The organism is Pseudorhodoferax sp. Leaf267, assembly GCF_001422405.1.
Classification (GTDB): domain Bacteria; phylum Pseudomonadota; class Gammaproteobacteria; order Burkholderiales; family Burkholderiaceae_C; genus Pseudorhodoferax.
The window spans coordinates 131,002-149,096 of sequence record NZ_LMMV01000002.1; the positions used below are offsets into that span (position 1 = coordinate 131,002).

General features: G+C 68.7%; 14 protein-coding genes. 3 read left to right on the plus strand and 11 right to left on the minus strand.

The features are described from left to right. Positions 1 to 62 precede the first annotated feature (62 nt). Entirely contained in the window at positions 63 to 653 is a 591-nt protein-coding gene (locus ASF43_RS30490; RefSeq protein WP_156373192.1) for a hypothetical protein, read from the plus strand. 56 nt (positions 654 to 709) lie between these two features. Here ASF43_RS30490 and cobA read toward each other — a convergent pair whose 3' ends face one another. The 5 genes from cobA to nirB all read right to left on the minus strand — a co-directional run bounded on the left by cobA (position 710) and on the right by nirB (position 8,216). Next, on the minus strand, positions 710 to 1,489 hold the full coding sequence (gene cobA / locus ASF43_RS07375; RefSeq protein WP_369803247.1) for a uroporphyrinogen-III C-methyltransferase: 780 nt from the start codon (positions 1,487 to 1,489) through the stop codon (positions 710 to 712). Between the two features lie 5 nt (positions 1,490 to 1,494). Continuing rightward, complete coding sequence (gene ybiB, locus ASF43_RS07380; RefSeq protein ID WP_056178392.1) at positions 1,495 to 2,400, minus strand: DNA-binding protein YbiB; 906 nt, start codon at positions 2,398 to 2,400, stop codon at positions 1,495 to 1,497. A gap of 74 nt (positions 2,401 to 2,474) precedes the next feature. Then, positions 2,475 to 5,315 (minus strand): nitrate reductase, encoded by a 2,841-nt coding sequence (locus ASF43_RS07385; RefSeq protein WP_056178777.1) that lies wholly within the window; start codon positions 5,313 to 5,315, stop codon positions 2,475 to 2,477. A 7-nt stretch (positions 5,316 to 5,322) separates the two neighbouring features. Further along, positions 5,323 to 5,745, minus strand: coding sequence for a nitrite reductase small subunit NirD (gene nirD, locus ASF43_RS07390; RefSeq protein ID WP_156373193.1), 423 nt, complete (start codon positions 5,743 to 5,745; stop codon positions 5,323 to 5,325). 14 nt (positions 5,746 to 5,759) lie between these two features. Further along, the gene (gene nirB / locus ASF43_RS07395) at positions 5,760 to 8,216 is read right to left on the minus strand and encodes a nitrite reductase large subunit NirB (RefSeq protein ID WP_056178396.1); all 2,457 of its coding nucleotides are present in this window, start codon (positions 8,214 to 8,216) and stop codon (positions 5,760 to 5,762) included. Between the two features lie 67 nt (positions 8,217 to 8,283). Here nirB and ASF43_RS07400 point away from each other — a divergent pair, with 67 nt between their 5' ends. Next, complete coding sequence (locus ASF43_RS07400) at positions 8,284 to 9,966, plus strand: bifunctional protein-serine/threonine kinase/phosphatase (protein ID WP_056178398.1); 1,683 nt, start codon at positions 8,284 to 8,286, stop codon at positions 9,964 to 9,966. Positions 9,967 to 10,008: 42 nt separating this feature from the next. Here ASF43_RS07400 and ASF43_RS07405 read toward each other — a convergent pair whose 3' ends face one another. The 6 genes from ASF43_RS07405 to ASF43_RS07430 all read right to left on the minus strand — a co-directional run bounded on the left by ASF43_RS07405 (position 10,009) and on the right by ASF43_RS07430 (position 16,993). Beyond that, on the minus strand, positions 10,009 to 11,271 hold the full coding sequence (locus tag ASF43_RS07405) for a nitrate/nitrite transporter (RefSeq protein ID WP_056178780.1): 1,263 nt from the start codon (positions 11,269 to 11,271) through the stop codon (positions 10,009 to 10,011). A 283-nt stretch (positions 11,272 to 11,554) separates the two neighbouring features. Further along, positions 11,555 to 12,436 carry a GAF domain-containing protein gene (locus ASF43_RS07410; RefSeq protein ID WP_056178402.1) on the minus strand — a complete coding sequence of 294 codons (882 nt, stop codon included), beginning with the start codon at positions 12,434 to 12,436 and terminating at the stop codon, positions 11,555 to 11,557. 10 nt (positions 12,437 to 12,446) lie between these two features. Next, positions 12,447 to 13,250, minus strand: coding sequence for an ABC transporter ATP-binding protein (locus ASF43_RS07415; RefSeq protein WP_056178404.1), 804 nt, complete (start codon positions 13,248 to 13,250; stop codon positions 12,447 to 12,449). Then, a complete protein-coding gene (gene ntrB, locus ASF43_RS07420) occupies positions 13,247 to 14,167 on the minus strand; it encodes a nitrate ABC transporter permease (RefSeq protein ID WP_056178405.1) in 921 nt (306 codons plus the stop codon). Before ntrB ends, ASF43_RS07415 begins: the two co-directional genes overlap by 4 nt. A gap of 32 nt (positions 14,168 to 14,199) precedes the next feature. Then, positions 14,200 to 15,456 (minus strand): CmpA/NrtA family ABC transporter substrate-binding protein, encoded by a 1,257-nt coding sequence (locus ASF43_RS07425; RefSeq protein WP_056178406.1) that lies wholly within the window; start codon positions 15,454 to 15,456, stop codon positions 14,200 to 14,202. Positions 15,457 to 15,778: 322 nt separating this feature from the next. Next, entirely contained in the window at positions 15,779 to 16,993 is a 1,215-nt protein-coding gene (locus ASF43_RS07430; RefSeq protein ID WP_056178410.1) for a nitrate regulatory protein, read from the minus strand. Between the two features lie 59 nt (positions 16,994 to 17,052). Here ASF43_RS07430 and tsaD point away from each other — a divergent pair, with 59 nt between their 5' ends. Then, a complete protein-coding gene (gene tsaD / locus ASF43_RS07435) occupies positions 17,053 to 18,081 on the plus strand; it encodes a tRNA (adenosine(37)-N6)-threonylcarbamoyltransferase complex transferase subunit TsaD (protein ID WP_056178413.1) in 1,029 nt (342 codons plus the stop codon). The last annotated feature ends 14 nt before the right edge of the window (positions 18,082 to 18,095 follow it).

Below are 18,095 nucleotides of genomic sequence, written 5' to 3' on the forward strand. Positions count from 1 at the left end.
TCAAAGAAAAATCGGATCTGGTTCGATTTTTGCTGACCACCTCGCAAGCAAGAAGGAAAGTCATGCAAGAAATCGAGCAGATCAAGAACTCCGGGCGCCGCCGGCTGGCCAAAGGTGTGCTGGCCGGGCCTGCCGTACTGGCGTCCATCACGTCCAAGCATGCGTTGGGTGCAACTTACGTTTGTGCCGTGTCTGGCCAACAGTCGGGCAATGTCTCACAAGGCAAGAACTCAGCCCCAGTCAATTGCGTTGCCGGTTTCAAGAGCTGGAAAGACCGCGCCAGCGAGTGCGGGAAAAACGCTGAGTCGAGGAGCCGCAAAGCACCTGCTGAGTTCGGCGTCATGTACACCGCCCCGCACGACCCCAAGAAGGGCGCACCTCCGCTCGCAGTTGCTGCGACCTATCATCAGATTTACAGCAATGTTGCCGGTCTGAGCTACACGCGCGGCGGTGACAACGCGCTGCTGCAGGCAGCCGCCACGGTGTATCTGAATGCGCTGGAGTGGCCGGTGGACTACCACGTCAAGGCGCCGATGTGCCTGAAATTGTTCGACGTGGCAGCCGGCAACCAGTCGATCCTGGACAACGGCCACAAGACCTCGTGGGACGCTGGCATGTGCAGGCAGTATCTGAAGACACTGGCAGGGCTGTAATTCCACCTTCTGCTGCAAAAAGGCCCTCAGCGCGATGCGCTGAGGGCCTTTTGTCTTCAGGCGCTGGCCGTGCGCACCACGCCATGAACACGGTCGTTCGCCAGAGCGTGCACCCCGTGGAGCACGTCGCCCACGATGATCACGGCCGGGCTGGCGATGCCGTGGTGGGCGGCCGTGTCGGCAAGGCCTGCGAGCGACGTCACCCAATGTTGCTGCTGCGCGCCGCTGGCATCGCGCACGATGGCTGCCGGTGTGTGACCGGGCAACCCGGCCAGCAGGCCCTGCTGCAACTGCGCGATGCGGCTCACGCCCATGTAGACCACCAGCGTCAGATGCAGGGCATGGGCGGTGGCGCCGACCTGAACCCAATCGACGCCGGCCTCGCCTGGTTTGGCGTGTCCGGTCAGGAACAGCACGCCATGGGCCCGGTCGCGGTGCGTGAGCGGCACGCCAAGCGAGCTGACGGCCGCCAGGCCTGCCGTGATGCCGTTGACCACAGCGCAGACGATGCCGGCTTCACGCAGGTGCTCAACCTCCTCGCCGCCGCGGCCGAAGATGAATGGGTCGCCGCCTTTGAGCCGCACCACGTGTTCACCCTCGCGCACGGCCGCAATCATGAGCTTTTCGATAAAGGCCTGCGGCGTGCTCTTGCAGCCACCGCGCTTGCCCACGTGGACGACGCGCGCATCGGGCCGCGCCCATTGCAGCACGTCGGTGTTGACCAAGTCGTCGACCAGCAGCACGGTCGCGGCCTCGATGGCCTTGACCGCTTTCAGCGTCAGCAGTTCGGGGTCGCCGGGGCCGGCGCCGACGAGGGTGCAGGTGCCTATGTTCATCGTGTTCATGCGTGGGAGCTCAGTTCCAGGATGTGTTGAACCTGCGCCGCGATGGCAGTCGGCACGGGCAGGTCGCCGTTCAGCACGCAGCGCGTGTATTTGGCCGTGGTGGCGACGTCGATGGCGGTGGGCAGGCCGGGAATGTCGGCCTGCGTGCCGGGCTGCTGCGCCTGCAGCTCCACGCGCTGGCCGCGGATGAAGCCGTCCAGCTGCGGCGTGCGGCGCGGGTCGCTCACCACCTCGCCCTCCAGCCCGCGCGAGAGCAGGGCGCTCATGCCCAGCAGCGCGAACAGCTCGGCCATCACGGTGGCGAAGGCGGGGTGCGTGTAGCTGCCGACCACCACCGTGGGCCCGGCCACCGGCGCCATGAGCTTGACGACGCTGTGGCCCGCATTGCGCAGGCCGACCACGCGGCGCACGTCCAGCAGGCGCTTCAGTCCCTGGTGCAGCAGCGCGGTCTCGACCACGGCGACTTCGCCGGTCTCGATCTTGCGCAGGCCAGACCAGGCCGGCACGTCCAGCGCGGCCAGCACGTCGCTGGCCAGCACGCGGTTCGATTCCGTGGCGCTGCCGTGCACCAGCACGGGCAGGCCTTCGCGTGCCAGCAGCAGGGCCAGCAGGGGCGTCAGCACGGGCAGCTTGCGCGCGCCGTTGTAGCTGGGCAGCACGACCACGGGCCGGTCGCTCGCAGGCAGCAATTGCAGGCGTTCGTGCGTGGCGTCCAGGAAGCCGGCCATCTCGGGCGTGGTCTCGCCCTTGATGCGCATGGACAGGCAGAACGCGCCGATCTCCAGGTCGGTCACGCGGCCGTCCAGGATCTGGCCGAACAGGTCTTTGGCCTGTGCGCGGTCCAGCGGCTTGGAACCGCGCGCGCCGCGACCGATTTCCTTGATGTAGTGGGCAATGCTCATGGGTGTGGGGATTGTCCCGCAGCTCTTATGCCGATCCGTGAGTCGGCTTATGCCTTGCGCGGGCAGCACGGCGTTCATGCGGCCACCGCCGTGCCGCGCACCATGCGCTTGAGTTCGGGGATGCACGAGCCGCAGTTGGTGCCGCATTTCAGAGCGCCCTGTAGGGCGGCCAGGCGCTCGTCGTCGCTGCCGCTGCATTGGGCCAGTTGGCCCTGGATCGCCGTCTCGCTGATGCCGAAGCAGCTGCAGATGAGCTTGCCGCGTGCGGTGATGCCGCTCGGGGCCAGCGGCTGGAACGACAGCAGTTGGCGGCCGAAGGCCTGGGCCGGCAGCTGGTCCTGCAGCAGCGATTTGATCCAGCTCTCGGCGCGCGTGTCACCGGCCAGCAATACGCCTTCTACATGGGCGTCGGCGCCGGTGCGCACCAGGCGCACAGCACGGCGCTGACCGCGGCGGGCGTCGGCGTAGCGCAGCGTGTCCATGCCAGTCAGGCCGAGCAGCACCTCGATCTGCACCAGCAGTGCGTCGTCGGGCTTGTCGTGGGCGGCGGCGCGCAGCAGCACGCCGGTGCGCTGGGCGCCGCCGCCGTCCAGCGCCGCGTTGGCACCGAAGGGCACGCAGCTCACGAAGGGCAGGGCCTCGGCAAGCGCGCGGAGCTGCGTGCGCGCGCTGAGCGCCGATTCCGCCGGCAGCCAGGCCATGGCCAGCAGCGACCAGGGCAGCTCAGCCTTCAGGATCTTGACCGGCGTGTGCTTGAGCTCGGGCTGCTTGGAAATCGGGCAGTAGGCCGGCGTGGTCAGCGCGTTCACGCCTGCCAGCGGCTCGCCGACGCTGCTGCGCCCGCCCAGGTATTCGGGCCCCCAGTGCATGGCGATGAAGGCCTGGCTCAGGCCCAGCTCGGCGCTGGCCGCGACGGGCACGACGATGGAGCCGCGGCGCGAGGTCACGTGCACGAGGTCGCCTTCCTTGAGCTGGCGGCGCTCCATGTCCTGCGCGTGCATTTGCACCACGGGCTCGGGCACGTGGCCGAACAAGCGGCCCAATGTGCCCGTGCGGCTCATGCCGTGCCACTGGTCGCGCAGGCGGCCGGTGTTCAGCGAGAACGGGTAGCGGGCTTCGCGCGCCTCGGCGACGGGCTTGTAGGGGGCGTCGGCGAAGCGGGCGCGGCCGTCGGCTGTAGGGAACACGCCGTCTTCGTACAGGCGTGCGCGGCCGGTGGACTGGCCTTCGGCCAGGGGCCACTGCTGCGGGCCCTGGGCGTCGAGCAGCGGCCAGCTCAGGCCGGTGATGTCGAGGTCGCGGCCGCGCGTGGTGGCGCGGTGTTCGTTCCAGACGGATTCGGCGTTGGCGTAGGGGAACAGCGTGGGGGCGGCCTGCCCCTCACCTCCACCCTCTCCCCGGGGGGGCAAGGGAGCAAAGCCAATACCGCGCGCTTCCAGCCGCCGCGCGAAATCGACCGCGATCGACCAGTCGTGCCGCGTTTCGCCGGGCGCGGCCACGGCCGGGCGCACGCGCGAAATGCGACGCTCGCTGTTGGTGACAGTACCTTCCTTCTCGCCCCAGCTCGTGGCTGGCAGCAGCAGGTCGGCGAAGGCGCAGGTGGCGGTGCCGGCAAAGGCTTCCTGCACGACCACGAACTCGGCGCGCTCCAGCGCCCGCCGCACCATCACCTGGTCGGGCATGGACTGGGCGGGATTCGTGCAGGCGATCCACAGCGCCTTGATCTCGCCATCGGCCGCGGCCTGGAACATCTCGATCGCGCTCTTGCCCGGCACGGCCGGCACGCTGTCCACGCCCCAAAAGGCCGCCACTTCGGCGCGGTGCGCGGCGTTCGCCATGTCGCGGTGCCCGGGCAGCAGGTTCGACAGCCCCCCCACTTCGCGCCCGCCCATGGCATTGGGCTGGCCGGTCAGCGAGAACGGGCCGGCGCCGGGCTTGCCGATCTGGGCCGTGGCCAGGTGCAGGTTGATCAGCGCCGCGTTCTTGGCCGTGCCGCTGGACGACTGGTTCATGCCCATGCAGTACAGGCTCAGCGTGGCCTGCGACGTGGCGAACAGCCGCGCGGCCTGCAGCAGGTCGGCCTGCGTGATGCCGCAGACCTGGGCCACCTTCTCGGGCGTGCAGTCGCGCACCGTGGCCTTGAGCGCGTCGAAGCCGCTGGTGTGGGCCGCGATGTAGGCCGGCTGCGTCCAGCCCTCCCACAGCATCAGGTGCAGCATGCCGTGGAACAGCATCACGTCGGTGCCGGGCTGCACGGCCAGGTGCAGGTCGGCGATCTCGCAGGTGTCGGTGCGTCGCGGGTCGACCACGATGATCTTCATCGCCGGGTTGGCGCGCTTGGCGTCCTCGATGCGGCGGAACAGGATGGGGTGCGCCCAGGCCGTGTTGCTGCCCACGATGAACAGGCAGTCCGTGTGGTTCACGTCGTCATAGCAGGCCGGCGGCGCGTCGGCGCCCAGCGTCTGTTTGTAGCCCGCCACCGCGCTGCTCATGCACAGCCGCGAATTCGTGTCCAGGTTGTTGGTGCCCAGCAGGCCCTTGGCCAGCTTGTTGAAGACGTAGTAGTCCTCGGTCAGCAACTGGCCAGAGAGGTAGAAGCCGACCGCGTCCGGCCCATGGTCGCGGATCACCTGGCTGAACTTGTCGGCCGCCTGGTCCAGCGCCTGGTCCCAGCCGATGGCCTGCGGCGCCGCGCCACGCACCAGCCGCTGCATGGGCCGCAGCAGCCGCGTCTGCAGCGTGACCTCGGCAGAAGCCGTCAGGTGCAGCGTCGAGCCCTTGGTGCACAGCCGCCCGAAGTTGGCCGGGTGGTCCGGGTCGCCGCGCACGCCCGTGATCTGCGCGCCCTCGGCCTGGATGATCACGCCGCAGCCCACGCCGCAGTAGGGACAGGTCGAGCGTGTCTCGGTGGTCATGGTCATCTCAAGAGGAGTGCGGCGCCTGCACCGCAAAGCTCGAATCGCCCAGCGCGCCGGTGGACGCGCCCGGCCCGGCCTTGGGCCGCGCCAGGTCGGTCGCATGCGTGGCCAGCTCGTGCGCGTTCAGCTGCACTACGCCGTCCTGCACCTGCACCGCAAAGCGGGGCGTGCAGCCCTCGTCAGGCGCCTGGGCGCAGCCGTCGGCCAGGCCGATCGTGAAGTTGTGCAGCGGGCAGGCCACGGTGTTGCCGAACACGATGCCCTGGCTCAGCGGCCCGCCCTTGTGCGGGCAGCGGTCCAGCAGTGCGAAGACTTCGCTCTGGTCGTTGCGGAAGATGGCGACGTCCACGCCCTGGGCGCGCGCCACGCGACGCGAGCCCAGCATCGGGATGTCGTCGACGCGGCAGATAGAGGTCCATTCGTTCATGTGCATCTCCGGCTTCAGGCGACGGCCGCGGTGGATCGCGCCGTGGCGACGGGGTGGAACTGGCGCACGTCGACCGACGCACGCACCGACTCGAACCACGGGTCGGGCTCGCCGTCCAGCGCGAACTGCAGCCGTTCCCACAGCGCCTTGCGGCCCTCGGCGTCGTCCAGGATCTTCTTCTTCACGTAGTCCAGCCCCACGCGGCCGATGTAGTGCACCGTGCGCTCCAGGTACCAGCCCTCGCTGCGGTACAGCTCCAGGAAGGCGCCCGTGTATTCCATGACCTCGGCGGGCGTCTTGAGCTTGACGAGGAACTGCGCCACCTCGGTCTTGATGCCGCCGTTGCCGCCCACGTAGATCTCCCAGCCCGAGTCCACACCGATCACGCCCACGTCCTTGATGCCGGCCTCGGCGCAGTTGCGCGGGCAGCCGCTCACGGCCAGCTTGACCTTGTGCGGCGAGTACATGGCCCACAGCGCGCGTTCCAGGTCCTTGCCCATCTGCGTGCTGTCCTGCGTGCCGAAGCGGCACCACTCGCTGCCCACACAGGTCTTCACCGTGCGCAGCGACTTGCCGTAGGCAAAGCCCGACGGCATGCCGATGTCGCGCCACACGTCCTGCAGGTCTTCCTTCTTCACGCCCAGCAAGTCGATGCGCTGGCCGCCCGTCACCTTCACGGTCGGGATCTTGTACTTGTCGGCCGCGTCGGCGATGCGGCGCAGCTCGTCGGGCGTGGTGCAGCCGCCCCACATGCGCGGCACCACCGAATAGGTGCCGTCCTTCTGGATGTTGGCGTGGCTGCGTTCGTTGACGAAGCGGCTTTGCGGATCGTCCTTGGCCTGCTTGGGCCAGGTGCTGATCAGGTAGTAGTTGATGGCCGGCCGGCAGCTCGCGCAGCCGTTGGGCGTGCGCCAGTTCAGGCTGGCGTAGACCTCGGCGTGGCTCAGGAATTTCTGCTTGCGTATGGCGTCGCGCGCCTCCTGGTGGCTGGTGTCGGTGCAGCCGCACATCGCCTTCTTCTTGGGCGTGGCCGAGTAGTCGCCGCCGGCCGTGAACATCAGGATCTGCTCCACCAGCCCCGTGCACGAGCCGCAGCTCGCGCTGGCCTTGGTGTGCTTCTTCACCTCGTCCAGCGTGAACAGGCCCTTGTCTTTGATCGCCTTGCAGATCGCGCCCTTGCTCACGCCGTTGCAGCCGCAGACCTCGGCCTCATCCGGCATGGCGGCCGCGCTGTTGTGGCCGGCGTGGCCCACGTCGCCGATGTTGGATTCGCCGAACATCAGCTTGTCGCGGATGTCGGTCACGCTGCGGCCGTCGCGCAGCAGCTTGAAGTACCAGCTGCCGTCCACCGTGTCGCCGTACATGCAGGCGCCCACCAACTTGTCGTCCTTGATGACGAGCTTCTTGTACACGCCGCCGAAGGGGTCGCTCATGACGATCTCTTCCGTGCCTTCGCCGCCCATGAAGTCGCCCGCGCTGAACAGGTCGATGCCCGTCACCTTGAGCTTGGTGGACGTCAGCGAGCCCTGGTAGCGGCCGATGCCGAAGTGCGCCAGGTGGTTGGCCGCCACCTTGCCCTGCTCGAACAGCGGCGCCACCAGGCCGTAGGCGATGCCGCGGTGCTGCGCGCATTCGCCCACCGAGTAGATGCGCGCATCGGTCACGGTCTGCATGGTGTCGTTGACCACGATGCCGCGCTCGCAGTGCAGGCGCATTTTTTGCGCCAGCTCGATGTTGGGGCGAATGCCCACGGCCATCACCACCAGGTCGGCCGGCTCCTCGGTCCCGTCCTTGAACTTGATCGCTCTGACGCGGCCGGCGTCGTCACCCACCAGCTCCTGCGTGTGCGAACTCAGGCGGAACTTCAGGCCGCGCTCTTCGAGCGACTTGCGCAGCATGCCCGAGGCCACGTCGTCCAGTTGGCGCTCCATGAGCCAGGCGTTCACGTGCACCACGGTCACCGTCATGCCGCGCAGCATCAGGCCGTTGGCCGCCTCCAGGCCCAGCAGGCCGCCGCCGATGACCACCGCATGCTTGTGCGTCTTGGCGGTCTCGATCATGGTGTTGGTGTCGGCGATGTCGCGGTAGGCGATCACGCCATGCAGGTCCTTGCCCGGCACGGGCAGGATGAAGGGGTTGGAGCCGGTGCACAGCAGCAGGCGGTCGTATTCGGCCTCGGTGCCATCTTGCGCGCGCACGATGCGGCGCACGCGGTCCACCTCGGTCACCTTCTTGCTGGTGTGCAGCGTGATGTGGTTCTCCGCATACCACTCCCAGCTGTTCAGCACGATCTGCTCCACCGTCTGCTCGCCGGCCAGCACCGGCGACAGCAGGATGCGGTTGTAGTTGGGATGCGGCTCGGCACCGAACACCGTGATGTCGTACATGTCGGGCGCCAGCTTGATCAGCTCTTCCACCGCCCGCACGCCGGCCATGCCGTTGCCGACCAGCACCAGTTTCATCTTCTTCATGGGGTTCTACCTTTCTAGCGACTCAAAGGGGGCAGGCGGCCCATGTGCGCGCGCACAATCGCGCGCCATGAGCTTCGAAGTGGACATCGGCACCAGCAGCCAGCGCGGGCCGCGCGAACGCAACGAGGACTTCGCGGGCACTGTGCAGCAGGCCGGTGCGCTGGTGGCGGCGGTGGCCGATGGCGTGAGCGCCGGCGGCGAGGGCATGGAGGCGGCGCAGACCACCGTGATGGGCCTGTTGGCCGACTACTTCGCCACGCCCGCGCACTGGGAGCCCACGGCCGCGCTGGACCGGCTCATTGCCGCGCAGAACAGCTGGCTGTGCGGCCACAACCGGCGCCGTGGCAATGGCAGCGCGCTCACCACCCTGACGGCCCTGGTGCTGCACGGCCAGAGCTTCACGCTGGCCCATGTGGGCGACACGCGCGCCTGGCGTGTGCGCGCAGGCGAGGGCGCCGAGCTGCTCACGGCCGACCACGCCCACCCGCACCCGGACATGCGCAGCCAGCTCACGCGCGCCATCGGCCTGGACGACGCCGTGCGCGTGGACTACCTGCAGGGCGACGTGCGCGTGGGCGATGGCTTCGTGCTGACCAGCGACGGCGTGCACGGCCTGCTGCGCCCCGCGCAACTGGCCGCACTGGCCCTGGCCGGCGACGCTCAGGCCGCGAGCGAGGCGCTGGTGCAGGCCGCGCTGGCGGCCGGTGGACGCGACAACGCCACCGCGCTGGTGCTGCGCATCCGCGGGCTGGACGCGCGCCAGCTGCACGACGAGTTGGGCGACGTGCGCCGGCTGCTGCCGCCGCCCGTGCTCAAGGTGGGCGATGTGCTGGACGGCTACCAGGTCACGCACCTGGTGGCCGACAGCGGCGTGCACCGGCTCTACCAGGCGCGCGACGTTGCCAGCCGCGCCTTGGTGGCGATCAAGACGCTGAGCCCTGGCCGCGCCAGCGACCCCGAGGAGCGGGTCATGCTGGCGCACGAAGCCTGGCTGGGCCAACGCTTCGGCGGCGTTGGCGGCCTGGTGCGCGTGCACCCGCGCGCGGCCGGGGCCACGGCGCTCTATACCGTGTTCGACTGGCATGCCGGCCGCACGCTGGAGCAGCTGCGCCAGGCCGATGGCCGCCCCGCCGTCACGCCCTTCATCGACGCGGCCGTGGCCGTGGTGCGCGTGCTCGGCCGGCTGCACCGCCAGGGCGTGGTGCACCGTGACATCAAGCCAGGCAACCTGCACCTGGGCGACGACGGCCAGTGGCGCGTGATCGACCTGGGCGTGGCCTTGTCCGGCCGCGAGAGCGCGGCCCAGCGCGAGCTGCACGCGGGCACGCCCAGCTACATGAACCCCGAGCAGTGGGAAGGCGGCATGGCCGACGCCGGCAGCGATTTGTTCGCCTTCGGCGTCACGCTGTACCAGTGGCTCACGGGCCGGTTGCCTTATGGCGAGATCGAGCCCTACCAGAGCGGCCGCTACCGGCGCGACCCGGTCGCGCCCTCGCGCATCCGCGCCGACGTGCCGATCTGGCTCGACCATTTGCTGCTCAAGGCCGTGGCGCGCGACCCGCGCCAGCGCTTCGAGACCGCCGAAGAAATGCTGCTCGCGCTGGAGCGCGGCGCCTCGCGCCCAATCGCCGCGCCGCTGGCCACGCCCCTGCTGCGCCGCGACCCGGCCGCCGCGTGGAAGCTCGGCTTGCTGCTGTCGTTGCTGTTCAACGTGCTGCTCGTGCTGTGGCTGCTGTTCCTGCCACATTGAGCGCACGGTGAGGGGGCCGGGGCGGCGCATGGTGATGTGCCTTCAGGCCCGCTTGCGGCGTGGCATGGTGCGCGGGCTGTGCGCGACGGGCGCCGTGGTGCGTGCGCGGCCACCCTTTTCGGCCCAGGTGCGCGTCCAGCGGATCTGCATCACGCGCATCACGCCCAGCATGATCACGGCCAGCACCGCGAACAGCACGAAGCCCCCGGCATAGGTGCCCAGGTACTGCTTGGACAGGCCCATGGCATTGGGCACCAGGCCACCGCCCAGCGCGCCGATCTCGCCGATCATGGAGCCGGCCACGGCCGTGGTGGTGGGCCAGCGCAGCGGCACCAGCTGGAACAGCGCGCCGTTGCCCGCGCCCAGCGCCGCGAAGCACACCATCAGGATCAGCGTGGTGAGCACCAGCGAGCTGGACGCGAAGCCCACGCCCCCCAGGCAGACCGCCACCACGCACAGCACGATGGTCAGCGTGTTCACGCCGCCCCAGCGGTCCGACACCCAGCCGCCGGCCACGCGCACGGCCGCGGCCATGAAGGCGGCCAGCATGGTGAGCTGGCCGGCCTGCACCTTGCTCACGCCAAACTGGTCGTAGTAATAGCTGGGCAGGAAGGTGGTCAGGCCGATGAAGCCGCCGAAGGTCACGCCGTAGATCAGGCTGAAGGCCCAGCCGTCTTTCTCGAACAAACAGGCCACGTGCTCGCGCAGGCTGGCGTGCGCATCCACATCGGGCGGCTCCTTGGCGAACACGATCATTACCACCATGGGGATGGCGATGGCGCCGGCCGCCACCGCGTACACCGCCTGCCAGCCCAGCCAGGCCGCCAGCGGCGGCGCCACCAGCACCGACACGGCCGTGCCGATGTTGCCCGCGCCCACCAGGCCCATGGCCAGACCCTTGTGCTGCGGCGGGTACCAGCCCGAGCCCAGCGACAGCGCCACGCCGAAGCTGGCGCCCGCGATGCCCAGGAGCACGCCCATGGCCAGCAGGTCGTTGAAGGTGTGCACGAAGAAGAAGCCGAACAGCATGGCCACGGCGATCAGCCCCATCTCCACTAGCGTGGCCTTCTTGCGTCCGATGTACTGCGCCAGCACGCCGAGCGGAAAGCGCATCAGCGCGCCCGCGATGATGGGCACCGACAGCATCAGCCCCTTCTGCGCGGGTGACAGGTCGAAGGTCTCGCCGATGAACGGCGCCATGGCGCCGTTCAGCACCCAGATGCAGCAAGAGAAGCTGAAGTACACGAACGCGGCGAACAGCGTGGGGCTGTGGCCGGCGCGCAGGAAGTTCTGGAAGTGCGGCATGGCGTTCATGGGCGACACGGCGCCCCGCGCGGGGTCGCTGCATCCAATGGGGTGTGGAGGGGAGCGCCAGCGGCCATTGCCAGCGCTCGATCGACCGGGTGCGGTGCGCCCGGGGTGCGTCCGAAGGGTTCGGATTCACCAAAGCGGTGCGTCATTGCACCGCCCTTTGAATCCAGCAAGAGCCGTGCCCGCTCCCCCCGGCCCTCATGCGAACGCAGCGTGGATGTCATCGTGCCGGGCCGTGTGTTGGCTGCGGTGGGTGCTCTGTGCCGGCGCCCGCCGCTCAGTGAAACCCCAGCACCATGGCCGCGCGCATCTGCCCGCCGGGCGCGACCGGAATGGTGATCGCCGCACCGTCCACCACCGGCTGGCCGCTGGCCAGCACGCTGGCGACCACGCCGGCCTGGCCCGCGGGTGCCACGCCTTCCAGCACGCCCTCGGCCTCCGAGAAGCCGAAACTGCGCCGCGGCGGCTCGCCGGCATGGCCGGCTTCCCAGATGCCCACGCTGCTGGCGATCGGCGTGGCCAGGGCCGACAGGAAGGTGATCACGAAGACCTGGCCCTCGGGCGTGGTGCACGGGATCGCAAAGCCGCGGTTGATGCCGACCTTGATGGCGCCCTCGGCGCGCAGAAAGCCCGAGCCCTTGCCCAGGTCGGGCAGGAACACGGGGCTTTCCGACTCCCACACGCGGCCGGGCAGGCCTGTGCCCTTGCGGAAGGCGGTGGCGCGCGAGATGAACTCGAAGGTGTCGCCCGTCGTGCCGTAGTAGCCGTCCACCAGCTTGAGGTCGGCCGGCGCATCGGCATCGTTGGCCCACAGCTCGATGGCGCCGGCATGGGCCTCGTCGTCGCCGCAGAACAGCACCACCACGGCGCGCAGCGTGCTGCCGTCGAAGATGGGCAGCGCGATGCCGCAGGTCAGCCCCGCCGCCTGCGCCGCCGGGCCGCGGCGGAAGTAGGAGTTGGTGAGGTCCTTGAGCACGATGGGGTGGCCCAGGTCCCAGGCCTGGCCGGGCAGGCCCTCGCCACGGCCGAAGCACAGGTGCTCGGTGGCGGCTTCGAAGCGCGTGGCGCTGCCGAACACGCCGCCGCCATATTCCAGCAGGCTGCCGTCCGCACTCGGCAGCCAGTATTCGACGACGCGGATGAAGGTGGTGCGCGACATGGCAGCTCCTTCAGGCGGCCTTCTCGACATGCGCCTGGCGCGTGTAGAGGAAGTCGATCACGGCCTTGCGGTACATCACGTAGTGGCGGTCCTCGGCCAGCTCCACGCGGTTGCGCGGGCGCGGCAGGTTCACGCTGAGCACCTCGCCGATGGTGGCGGCCGGGCCGTTGGTCATCATCACGATCTTGTCGGACAGCAGCACGGCCTCGTCCACGTCGTGCGTGACCATGACCACCGTGCTCTGCGTCTTCTGCACGATGGCCAGCAGCTCGTCCTGCAGCTTGGCCCGGGTCAGCGCATCCAGCGCTCCGAAGGGCTCGTCCATCAGCAGCACCTTGGGCTCCATGGCCAGCGCCCGGGCGATGCCCACGCGCTGCTTCATGCCGCCGGAGATTTCGCCGGGCCGCTTCTGTGTGGCGGGCGTGAGGCCCACGAGCGCCAGCGCGGCGTCGGTGCGGGCCTTGAGCTGGGTCTTGGTTTCCGTGGGGCCGAACACGCGCTCCACGCCCAGGTAGATGTTCTCGAAGCAGGTCAGCCAGGGCAGCAGCGAGTGGTTCTGGAACACCACCGCGCGCTCGGGGCCGGGGCCGGCGATCTCGCGGTTGGCGCACAGCAGCACGCCCTCGGTCGGCTTGGTCAGGCCGGCGATCAGGTTCAGCAGCGTGCTCTTGCCGCAGCCCGAGTGGCCGATCAGCGCGACGAACTCGCCCTTGGCCACGGTGAGGTGGATGTCGCGCAGCGCGATGAAGGGGCCGCGCGCGGTCTTGAAGGTCTGCTCGACGTTCTGGATGTCGATGAATTTCGCGTCGCTCATGACTTCACTTCCTCGAAGGTGAATGCGGATGCCAGCTTGATGAGTGCGAACTCCAGCAGCAGGCCCACGATGCCGATCACGAAGATCGCGATGATGATGTTCTTGACGTTGAGGTTGTTCCACTCGTCCCACACCCAGAAGCCGATGCCCACGCCACCGGTCAGCATCTCGGCCGCCACGATCACGAGCCACGCCGTGCCCACGGCCAGGCGCACGCCGGTCAGCATGTAGGGCAGCACGGCGGGGAACAAAATCTTGCTGACGATCTTCCATTCGGAGAGGTTCAGCACGCGGGCCACGTTCATGTAGTCCTGCGGCACGCGCTGCACGCCCACCGCGGTGTTGATGATCATGGGCCAGATCGAGCAGATGAAGATGGTCCAGATGGCGGCCGGGTTGGCGCCCTTGAACACCAGCAAACCGATGGGCAGCCAGGCCAGCGGCGATACCGGGCGCAACAGGCTGATCAGCGGGTTGAACATGCGCGACAGAAAATTGAAGCGCCCGATGGCGAAGCCCGCCGGGATGCCGACCAGCGCCGCCAGGCCGAAGCCCAGCGCCACGCGCTGCAGCGAGGACAGCACGTTCCAGCCCACGCCCTGGTCGTTCGGGCCGTTGGAATAGAAGGGGTTGCTGAACACGTCGACCGCCTGCGCGAAGGTGTCGCGTGGTGTGGGAATGCTGCCGCTCGTGCTGATGGAGACGATCTCCCACAGCACGACCAGCAGGCCCAGGCCCGCGATGGGCGGCAGCACGCGCAGCCACAGGCCGCGCCAGTCGAACGGCATCTTGCGCACGGCCGGGGTGGCTGGCGCCGCCGCGTCGTTGGCAGCAGTCTTGGCAACGGATTTGAGTTCGCGTGCCGGCGTCTCGGCCGCGACGGCTTCGAGGGGGGAATGGAAAACAGCGGAAACCATGGGGTGCTCCTTGTGGGCCTGTGGGGCGTTGATCAGGCCTTGACCTTGAAACCGTCGGCGTACTTCTTCGGGTCCTTGCCGTCCCAGACCACGCCGTCCATCAGCTTGCTGCTGCGCATCGGGTCCTTGGGCACGCTGACCTTCAGCGCGCTGGCGGCCTGCTTGTAGAGGTCGATCTGGTTGATCTGCTGGGCCACGGCCAGGTAGTCCGGGTGTTCCTTGAGCAGGCCCCAGCGCTTGTGCTGCGTGAGGAACCACATGCCGTCGGACAGGTAGGGGAAGTTCACCGCGCCGTCGTCGAAGAATTTCATGTGGTTGGGGTCGTCCCAGGTCTTGCCCATGCCGTTGTCGTAGCGGCCCAGGATGCGCTGGTTGATGGCGTCGGCGCTGGTGTTGATGTAGGACTTCTCGGCCACCGTGTCGGCCATCTTGGCCTTGTTCTGCAGGTTGGCATCGATCCACTTGCCGGCCTCCATCACGGCCATCATCACGGCGCGGCAGGTGTTGGGGTTGGCCTTCACGAATGCGGCCTGCGCGCCGAGCACCTTCTCTGGGTGGTCCTTCCAGATGTCCTGCGTGGTGCTGGCGGTGACGCCGATCTTGTCGATGATGGCGCGCTGGTTCCAGGGCTCGCCGACGCAGAAGCCGTCCATGTTGCCCACGCGCATGTTGGCCACCATCTGCGGTGGCGGCACGACGATGACCTTGGCATCGGTCACGGGGTTGATGCCAGAGGCGGCCATCCAGTAGTTCAGCCACATGGTGTGCGTGCTGGTCGGGAAGGTGCCGGCGAAGGTGTAGGTGCGCTTGTCCGCGGCCATGAGCTTGGCCAGCGAGGGGCCGTCCACCGCGCCCTTGTCGGCGAGTTGCTTGGACAGCGTGATGGCCTGGCCGTTGCGGTTCAGGCCCATCAGCACGGCCATGTCCTTCTTGGGGCTGCCCACGCCCACGTGCACGCCATAGACGAGGCCGTACAGCACATGGGCCATGTCCAGCTCGCCGTTGGACAGTTTGTCGCGCACGCCGGCCCAGCTGGCTTCCTTGCTGAGCACAATCTTCACGCCGTACTTCTGGTCCAGGCCCAGCACGGAAGCCATCACCACGCTGGCGCAATCGGTCAGCGGGATGAAGCCGATCTTGACTTCCTTCTTCTCCGGGGCGTCCGAGCCGGCGGCCCAGGCGGCGCGGTGGCCCAGGGTGGTCAGCCAGGTGGCGGCGGTGGCAGCGCCGGCCTTGCGGATGAAGTCGCGGCGGCCTGGCGTGGCAAGTCGGGAAGCGCGTGGGTGCATGTCAACTCCTGAGATGGCGAAGAGGCGAGGAAAAACAAAACGGCGTCCATTTCGCACCTGAGCAAACACGCAGATGGGAAATGGACGCCGTTGTCCAAAAGGTGGCACGAGGGCCGAAGCAGACCGCCGTTGGCCTGCGCATGAAAGAGCTATTGCAGGTTGTGTGCCAAGTTTTGGTGGCGCTTGGAGTTGTGCTGTTTTCCGTTTGCCATCAACGCTCTAGGTGCCGTTCGTCACCCAGGGGCCTCGCCGGGAAGGCGGGCGATTCTGGTGCGTGGGGCTGCGCGAGGCACAAGAGTTGTGCGGCGCAGCAATGGTGCGTTCAAAGGTAGTCGGACATCGCCAGTACCGACTGCGCCACGTCGAGCAGCCGGCGGTTCTGGTTCATTGCCGTCTGGCGCAGCATCTTGTGCGCCTCGGCCTCGTCGACCTTGCGCGCGGCCATCAGCAGGCCCTTGGCGCGCTCGATCAACTTGCGCTCGTTCAGCGAGGCCCGCACGGTCTCGAGCTCGTCGTTCATCTCCTGCAGGCGCTGCGACTGCTCCTGCACCATGGTCAGGATGGAGCGGTCCAGCTGCGGGCCGTAGCCCGCCGTGCGCTCGCTGGCGCCGGCCTGGGCCTCGTGCGACAGCGTCGCCAGGATGGCCTGCTGGTCGCGCAGCTCGGCGCGCGCGCTGGCGATGCGTGTCTCGCACAACGTGCGCAGGCGGGTGGCCAGCAGCTCTTCGACTTCGCGCATGAGGTCGATGCGCAGCGTGCAGGCGTCGTACCAGCCCTGGCTCAGGTCCGGGTCCAGGTGGCCGTCGGCGCGCGGCGCGCAGCCGATGCGGCGCAGGCGCTCCAGGTCGGCGAGCGGGCTGGCCTTCTCGGCGGCCTGCCAGGCCTCGCGCACGGATGCATCCGAAAAATTCATCGCCACCTGGAAGCAGCGCTCCTGCGACTCGATCAGGTGCAGCCACTGCTGCTGGTGTGCGCCGTCGGCATGGCCCGAAGCGAAGCAGCCGCCGCCGAAGGCGCGTTCCTGGCCGGAGAACTCCTTGCCCTGCATGAAGTTGAACATCGCCACCAACGCGCGCGAGATGTCGGGATCGGTCGCGCTGTCGGCGGCCTCGAACACCACGGCCAGCAGGCCGGCGAGCAGCCGCACGAAGGCAGCGGTGGATTCATCCTGGCCCAGGGCCTGCGCCGCGATGCGCGCGCGCAGGTCGGGCAGCGCGTCCAGCCCGTGCAGCACCACCGCGATGCGGTTGAACAGGCGCGCGCCATTGCGCACCTGCCCGGCCTGGGTGTCCAGCGCATCGAACTGGCCACGCACCTCGCGCGCGATGGCGTCGCATGTGCCGATCTGGGCCGTGCGTTGTTCGGCAAAGCGCGTGCCGCCGGACGCGAGGAAGACGTTGGACATGCCACGCTCGCGCTGCAGCGCGTGGACCAGGCGGCCGATGGCGCCGACCAGCGCACTCGTCAGCGCGAGCTGCTCGAGTTCGCCGATCTCGCATTCGCGCGCCGCGATCAGAAAAGTAAGGCCTGTTTTCATCGTGTGGGGTTCGACGGGGCCAGCAACATCCGTGCCGCCGCCCCACTACACTGCGCGCCATGTTGGTACTGGGATTCGAATCGTCTTGCGACGAAACGGGCGTGGCCTTGGTCGAAAGCGTCGGTGAACAGGCACCGCGCCTGCTGTCCCACGCCTTGCACACCCAGGTGCGCATGCACGCGGCCTATGGTGGGGTAGTGCCGGAGCTGGCCAGCCGCGACCACATCCGTCGGGCACTGCCGCTGGCGACCCGCGTGCTGGAGGAAGCGGGGCGTTCGTTGGGAGATGTGGACGTCGTGGCCTACACGCGTGGGCCAGGCTTGGCCGGCGCCTTGCTCGTGGGCGCCGGCATCGCCTGCGCGCTGGGTGCGGCGCTGGACAGGCCGGTGCTGGGCGTGCACCACCTCGAAGGCCACCTGCTGTCGCCCTTCATGAGTGCCGACCCGCCGCAGTTTCCGTTTGTGGTCCTGCTGGTGTCGGGCGGGCACACGCAGCTCATGCGTGTCGATGGCGTGGGCCGCTACGCGATGCTGGGCGAGACCATCGACGACGCCGCCGGCGAGGCCTTCGACAAGTCGGCCAAGCTCATGGGCCTGGGCTACCCGGGAGGGCCGGCACTGGCGCGGCTGGCCGAGCAGGGCGACCCGAAGGCGTTCGCGCTGCCCCGGCCCCTGCTGCACAGCGGCAACCTGGACTTCTCGTTCGCCGGCCTGAAGACGGCGGTGCTGACGCAGGCCAAGAAGCTGGGCGACCAACTGGAGGGGCGCAAAGCCGACCTGGCCGCGTCCACGCAGGCGGCCATCGTCGATGTGCTGGTGCGCAAGTCCATGGCTGCAGTCGCGCAGAGCGGGCTGCAGCGGCTGGTCGTGGCTGGCGGCGTGGGGGCGAATCGGGATCTGCGCGCGCAGCTGAATGCGGCGTGCGCCAAGCGCGGGGTGCGCGTGCATTACCCGGAGCTGGAGCTGTGCACCGACAACGGCGCCATGATCGCCATGGCCGCGGCGATGCGGCTGGCGGCAGGGGCGGAGCAGGCCGAGCGCCGCTACGCGTTCGATGTGAAGCCGCGCTGGCCGCTCGACGCCTTGTAGGGCACCGAGCGGCG

What these genes read in the sequence shown, in the direction of transcription:
- ybiB (WP_056178392.1), bottom strand. Translation starts at nt 2,400, where the DNA reads ATGAGCATTGCCCACTACATCAAGGAAATCGGTCGCGGCGCGCGCGGT.
- nirD (WP_156373193.1), bottom strand. Translation starts at nt 5,745, where the DNA reads ATGAACGAATGGACCTCTATCTGCCGCGTCGACGACATCCCGATGCTG.
- ASF43_RS07425 (WP_056178406.1), bottom strand. Translation starts at nt 15,456, where the DNA reads ATGCACCCACGCGCTTCCCGACTTGCCACGCCAGGCCGCCGCGACTTC.
- ASF43_RS07400 (WP_056178398.1), top strand. Translation starts at nt 8,284, where the DNA reads ATGAGCTTCGAAGTGGACATCGGCACCAGCAGCCAGCGCGGGCCGCGC.
- ASF43_RS07430 (WP_056178410.1), bottom strand. Translation starts at nt 16,993, where the DNA reads ATGAAAACAGGCCTTACTTTTCTGATCGCGGCGCGCGAATGCGAGATC.
- tsaD (WP_056178413.1), top strand. Translation starts at nt 17,053, where the DNA reads ATGTTGGTACTGGGATTCGAATCGTCTTGCGACGAAACGGGCGTGGCC.
- ntrB (WP_056178405.1), bottom strand. Translation starts at nt 14,167, where the DNA reads ATGGTTTCCGCTGTTTTCCATTCCCCCCTCGAAGCCGTCGCGGCCGAG.
- ASF43_RS07410 (WP_056178402.1), bottom strand. Translation starts at nt 12,436, where the DNA reads ATGTCGCGCACCACCTTCATCCGCGTCGTCGAATACTGGCTGCCGAGT.
- ASF43_RS07405 (WP_056178780.1), bottom strand. Translation starts at nt 11,271, where the DNA reads ATGCCGCACTTCCAGAACTTCCTGCGCGCCGGCCACAGCCCCACGCTG.
- ASF43_RS30490 (WP_156373192.1), top strand. Translation starts at nt 63, where the DNA reads ATGCAAGAAATCGAGCAGATCAAGAACTCCGGGCGCCGCCGGCTGGCC.
- ASF43_RS07415 (WP_056178404.1), bottom strand. Translation starts at nt 13,250, where the DNA reads ATGAGCGACGCGAAATTCATCGACATCCAGAACGTCGAGCAGACCTTC.
- nirB (WP_056178396.1), bottom strand. Translation starts at nt 8,216, where the DNA reads ATGAAGAAGATGAAACTGGTGCTGGTCGGCAACGGCATGGCCGGCGTG.
- cobA (WP_369803247.1), bottom strand. Translation starts at nt 1,489, where the DNA reads ATGAACATAGGCACCTGCACCCTCGTCGGCGCCGGCCCCGGCGACCCC.
- ASF43_RS07385 (WP_056178777.1), bottom strand. Translation starts at nt 5,315, where the DNA reads ATGACCACCGAGACACGCTCGACCTGTCCCTACTGCGGCGTGGGCTGC.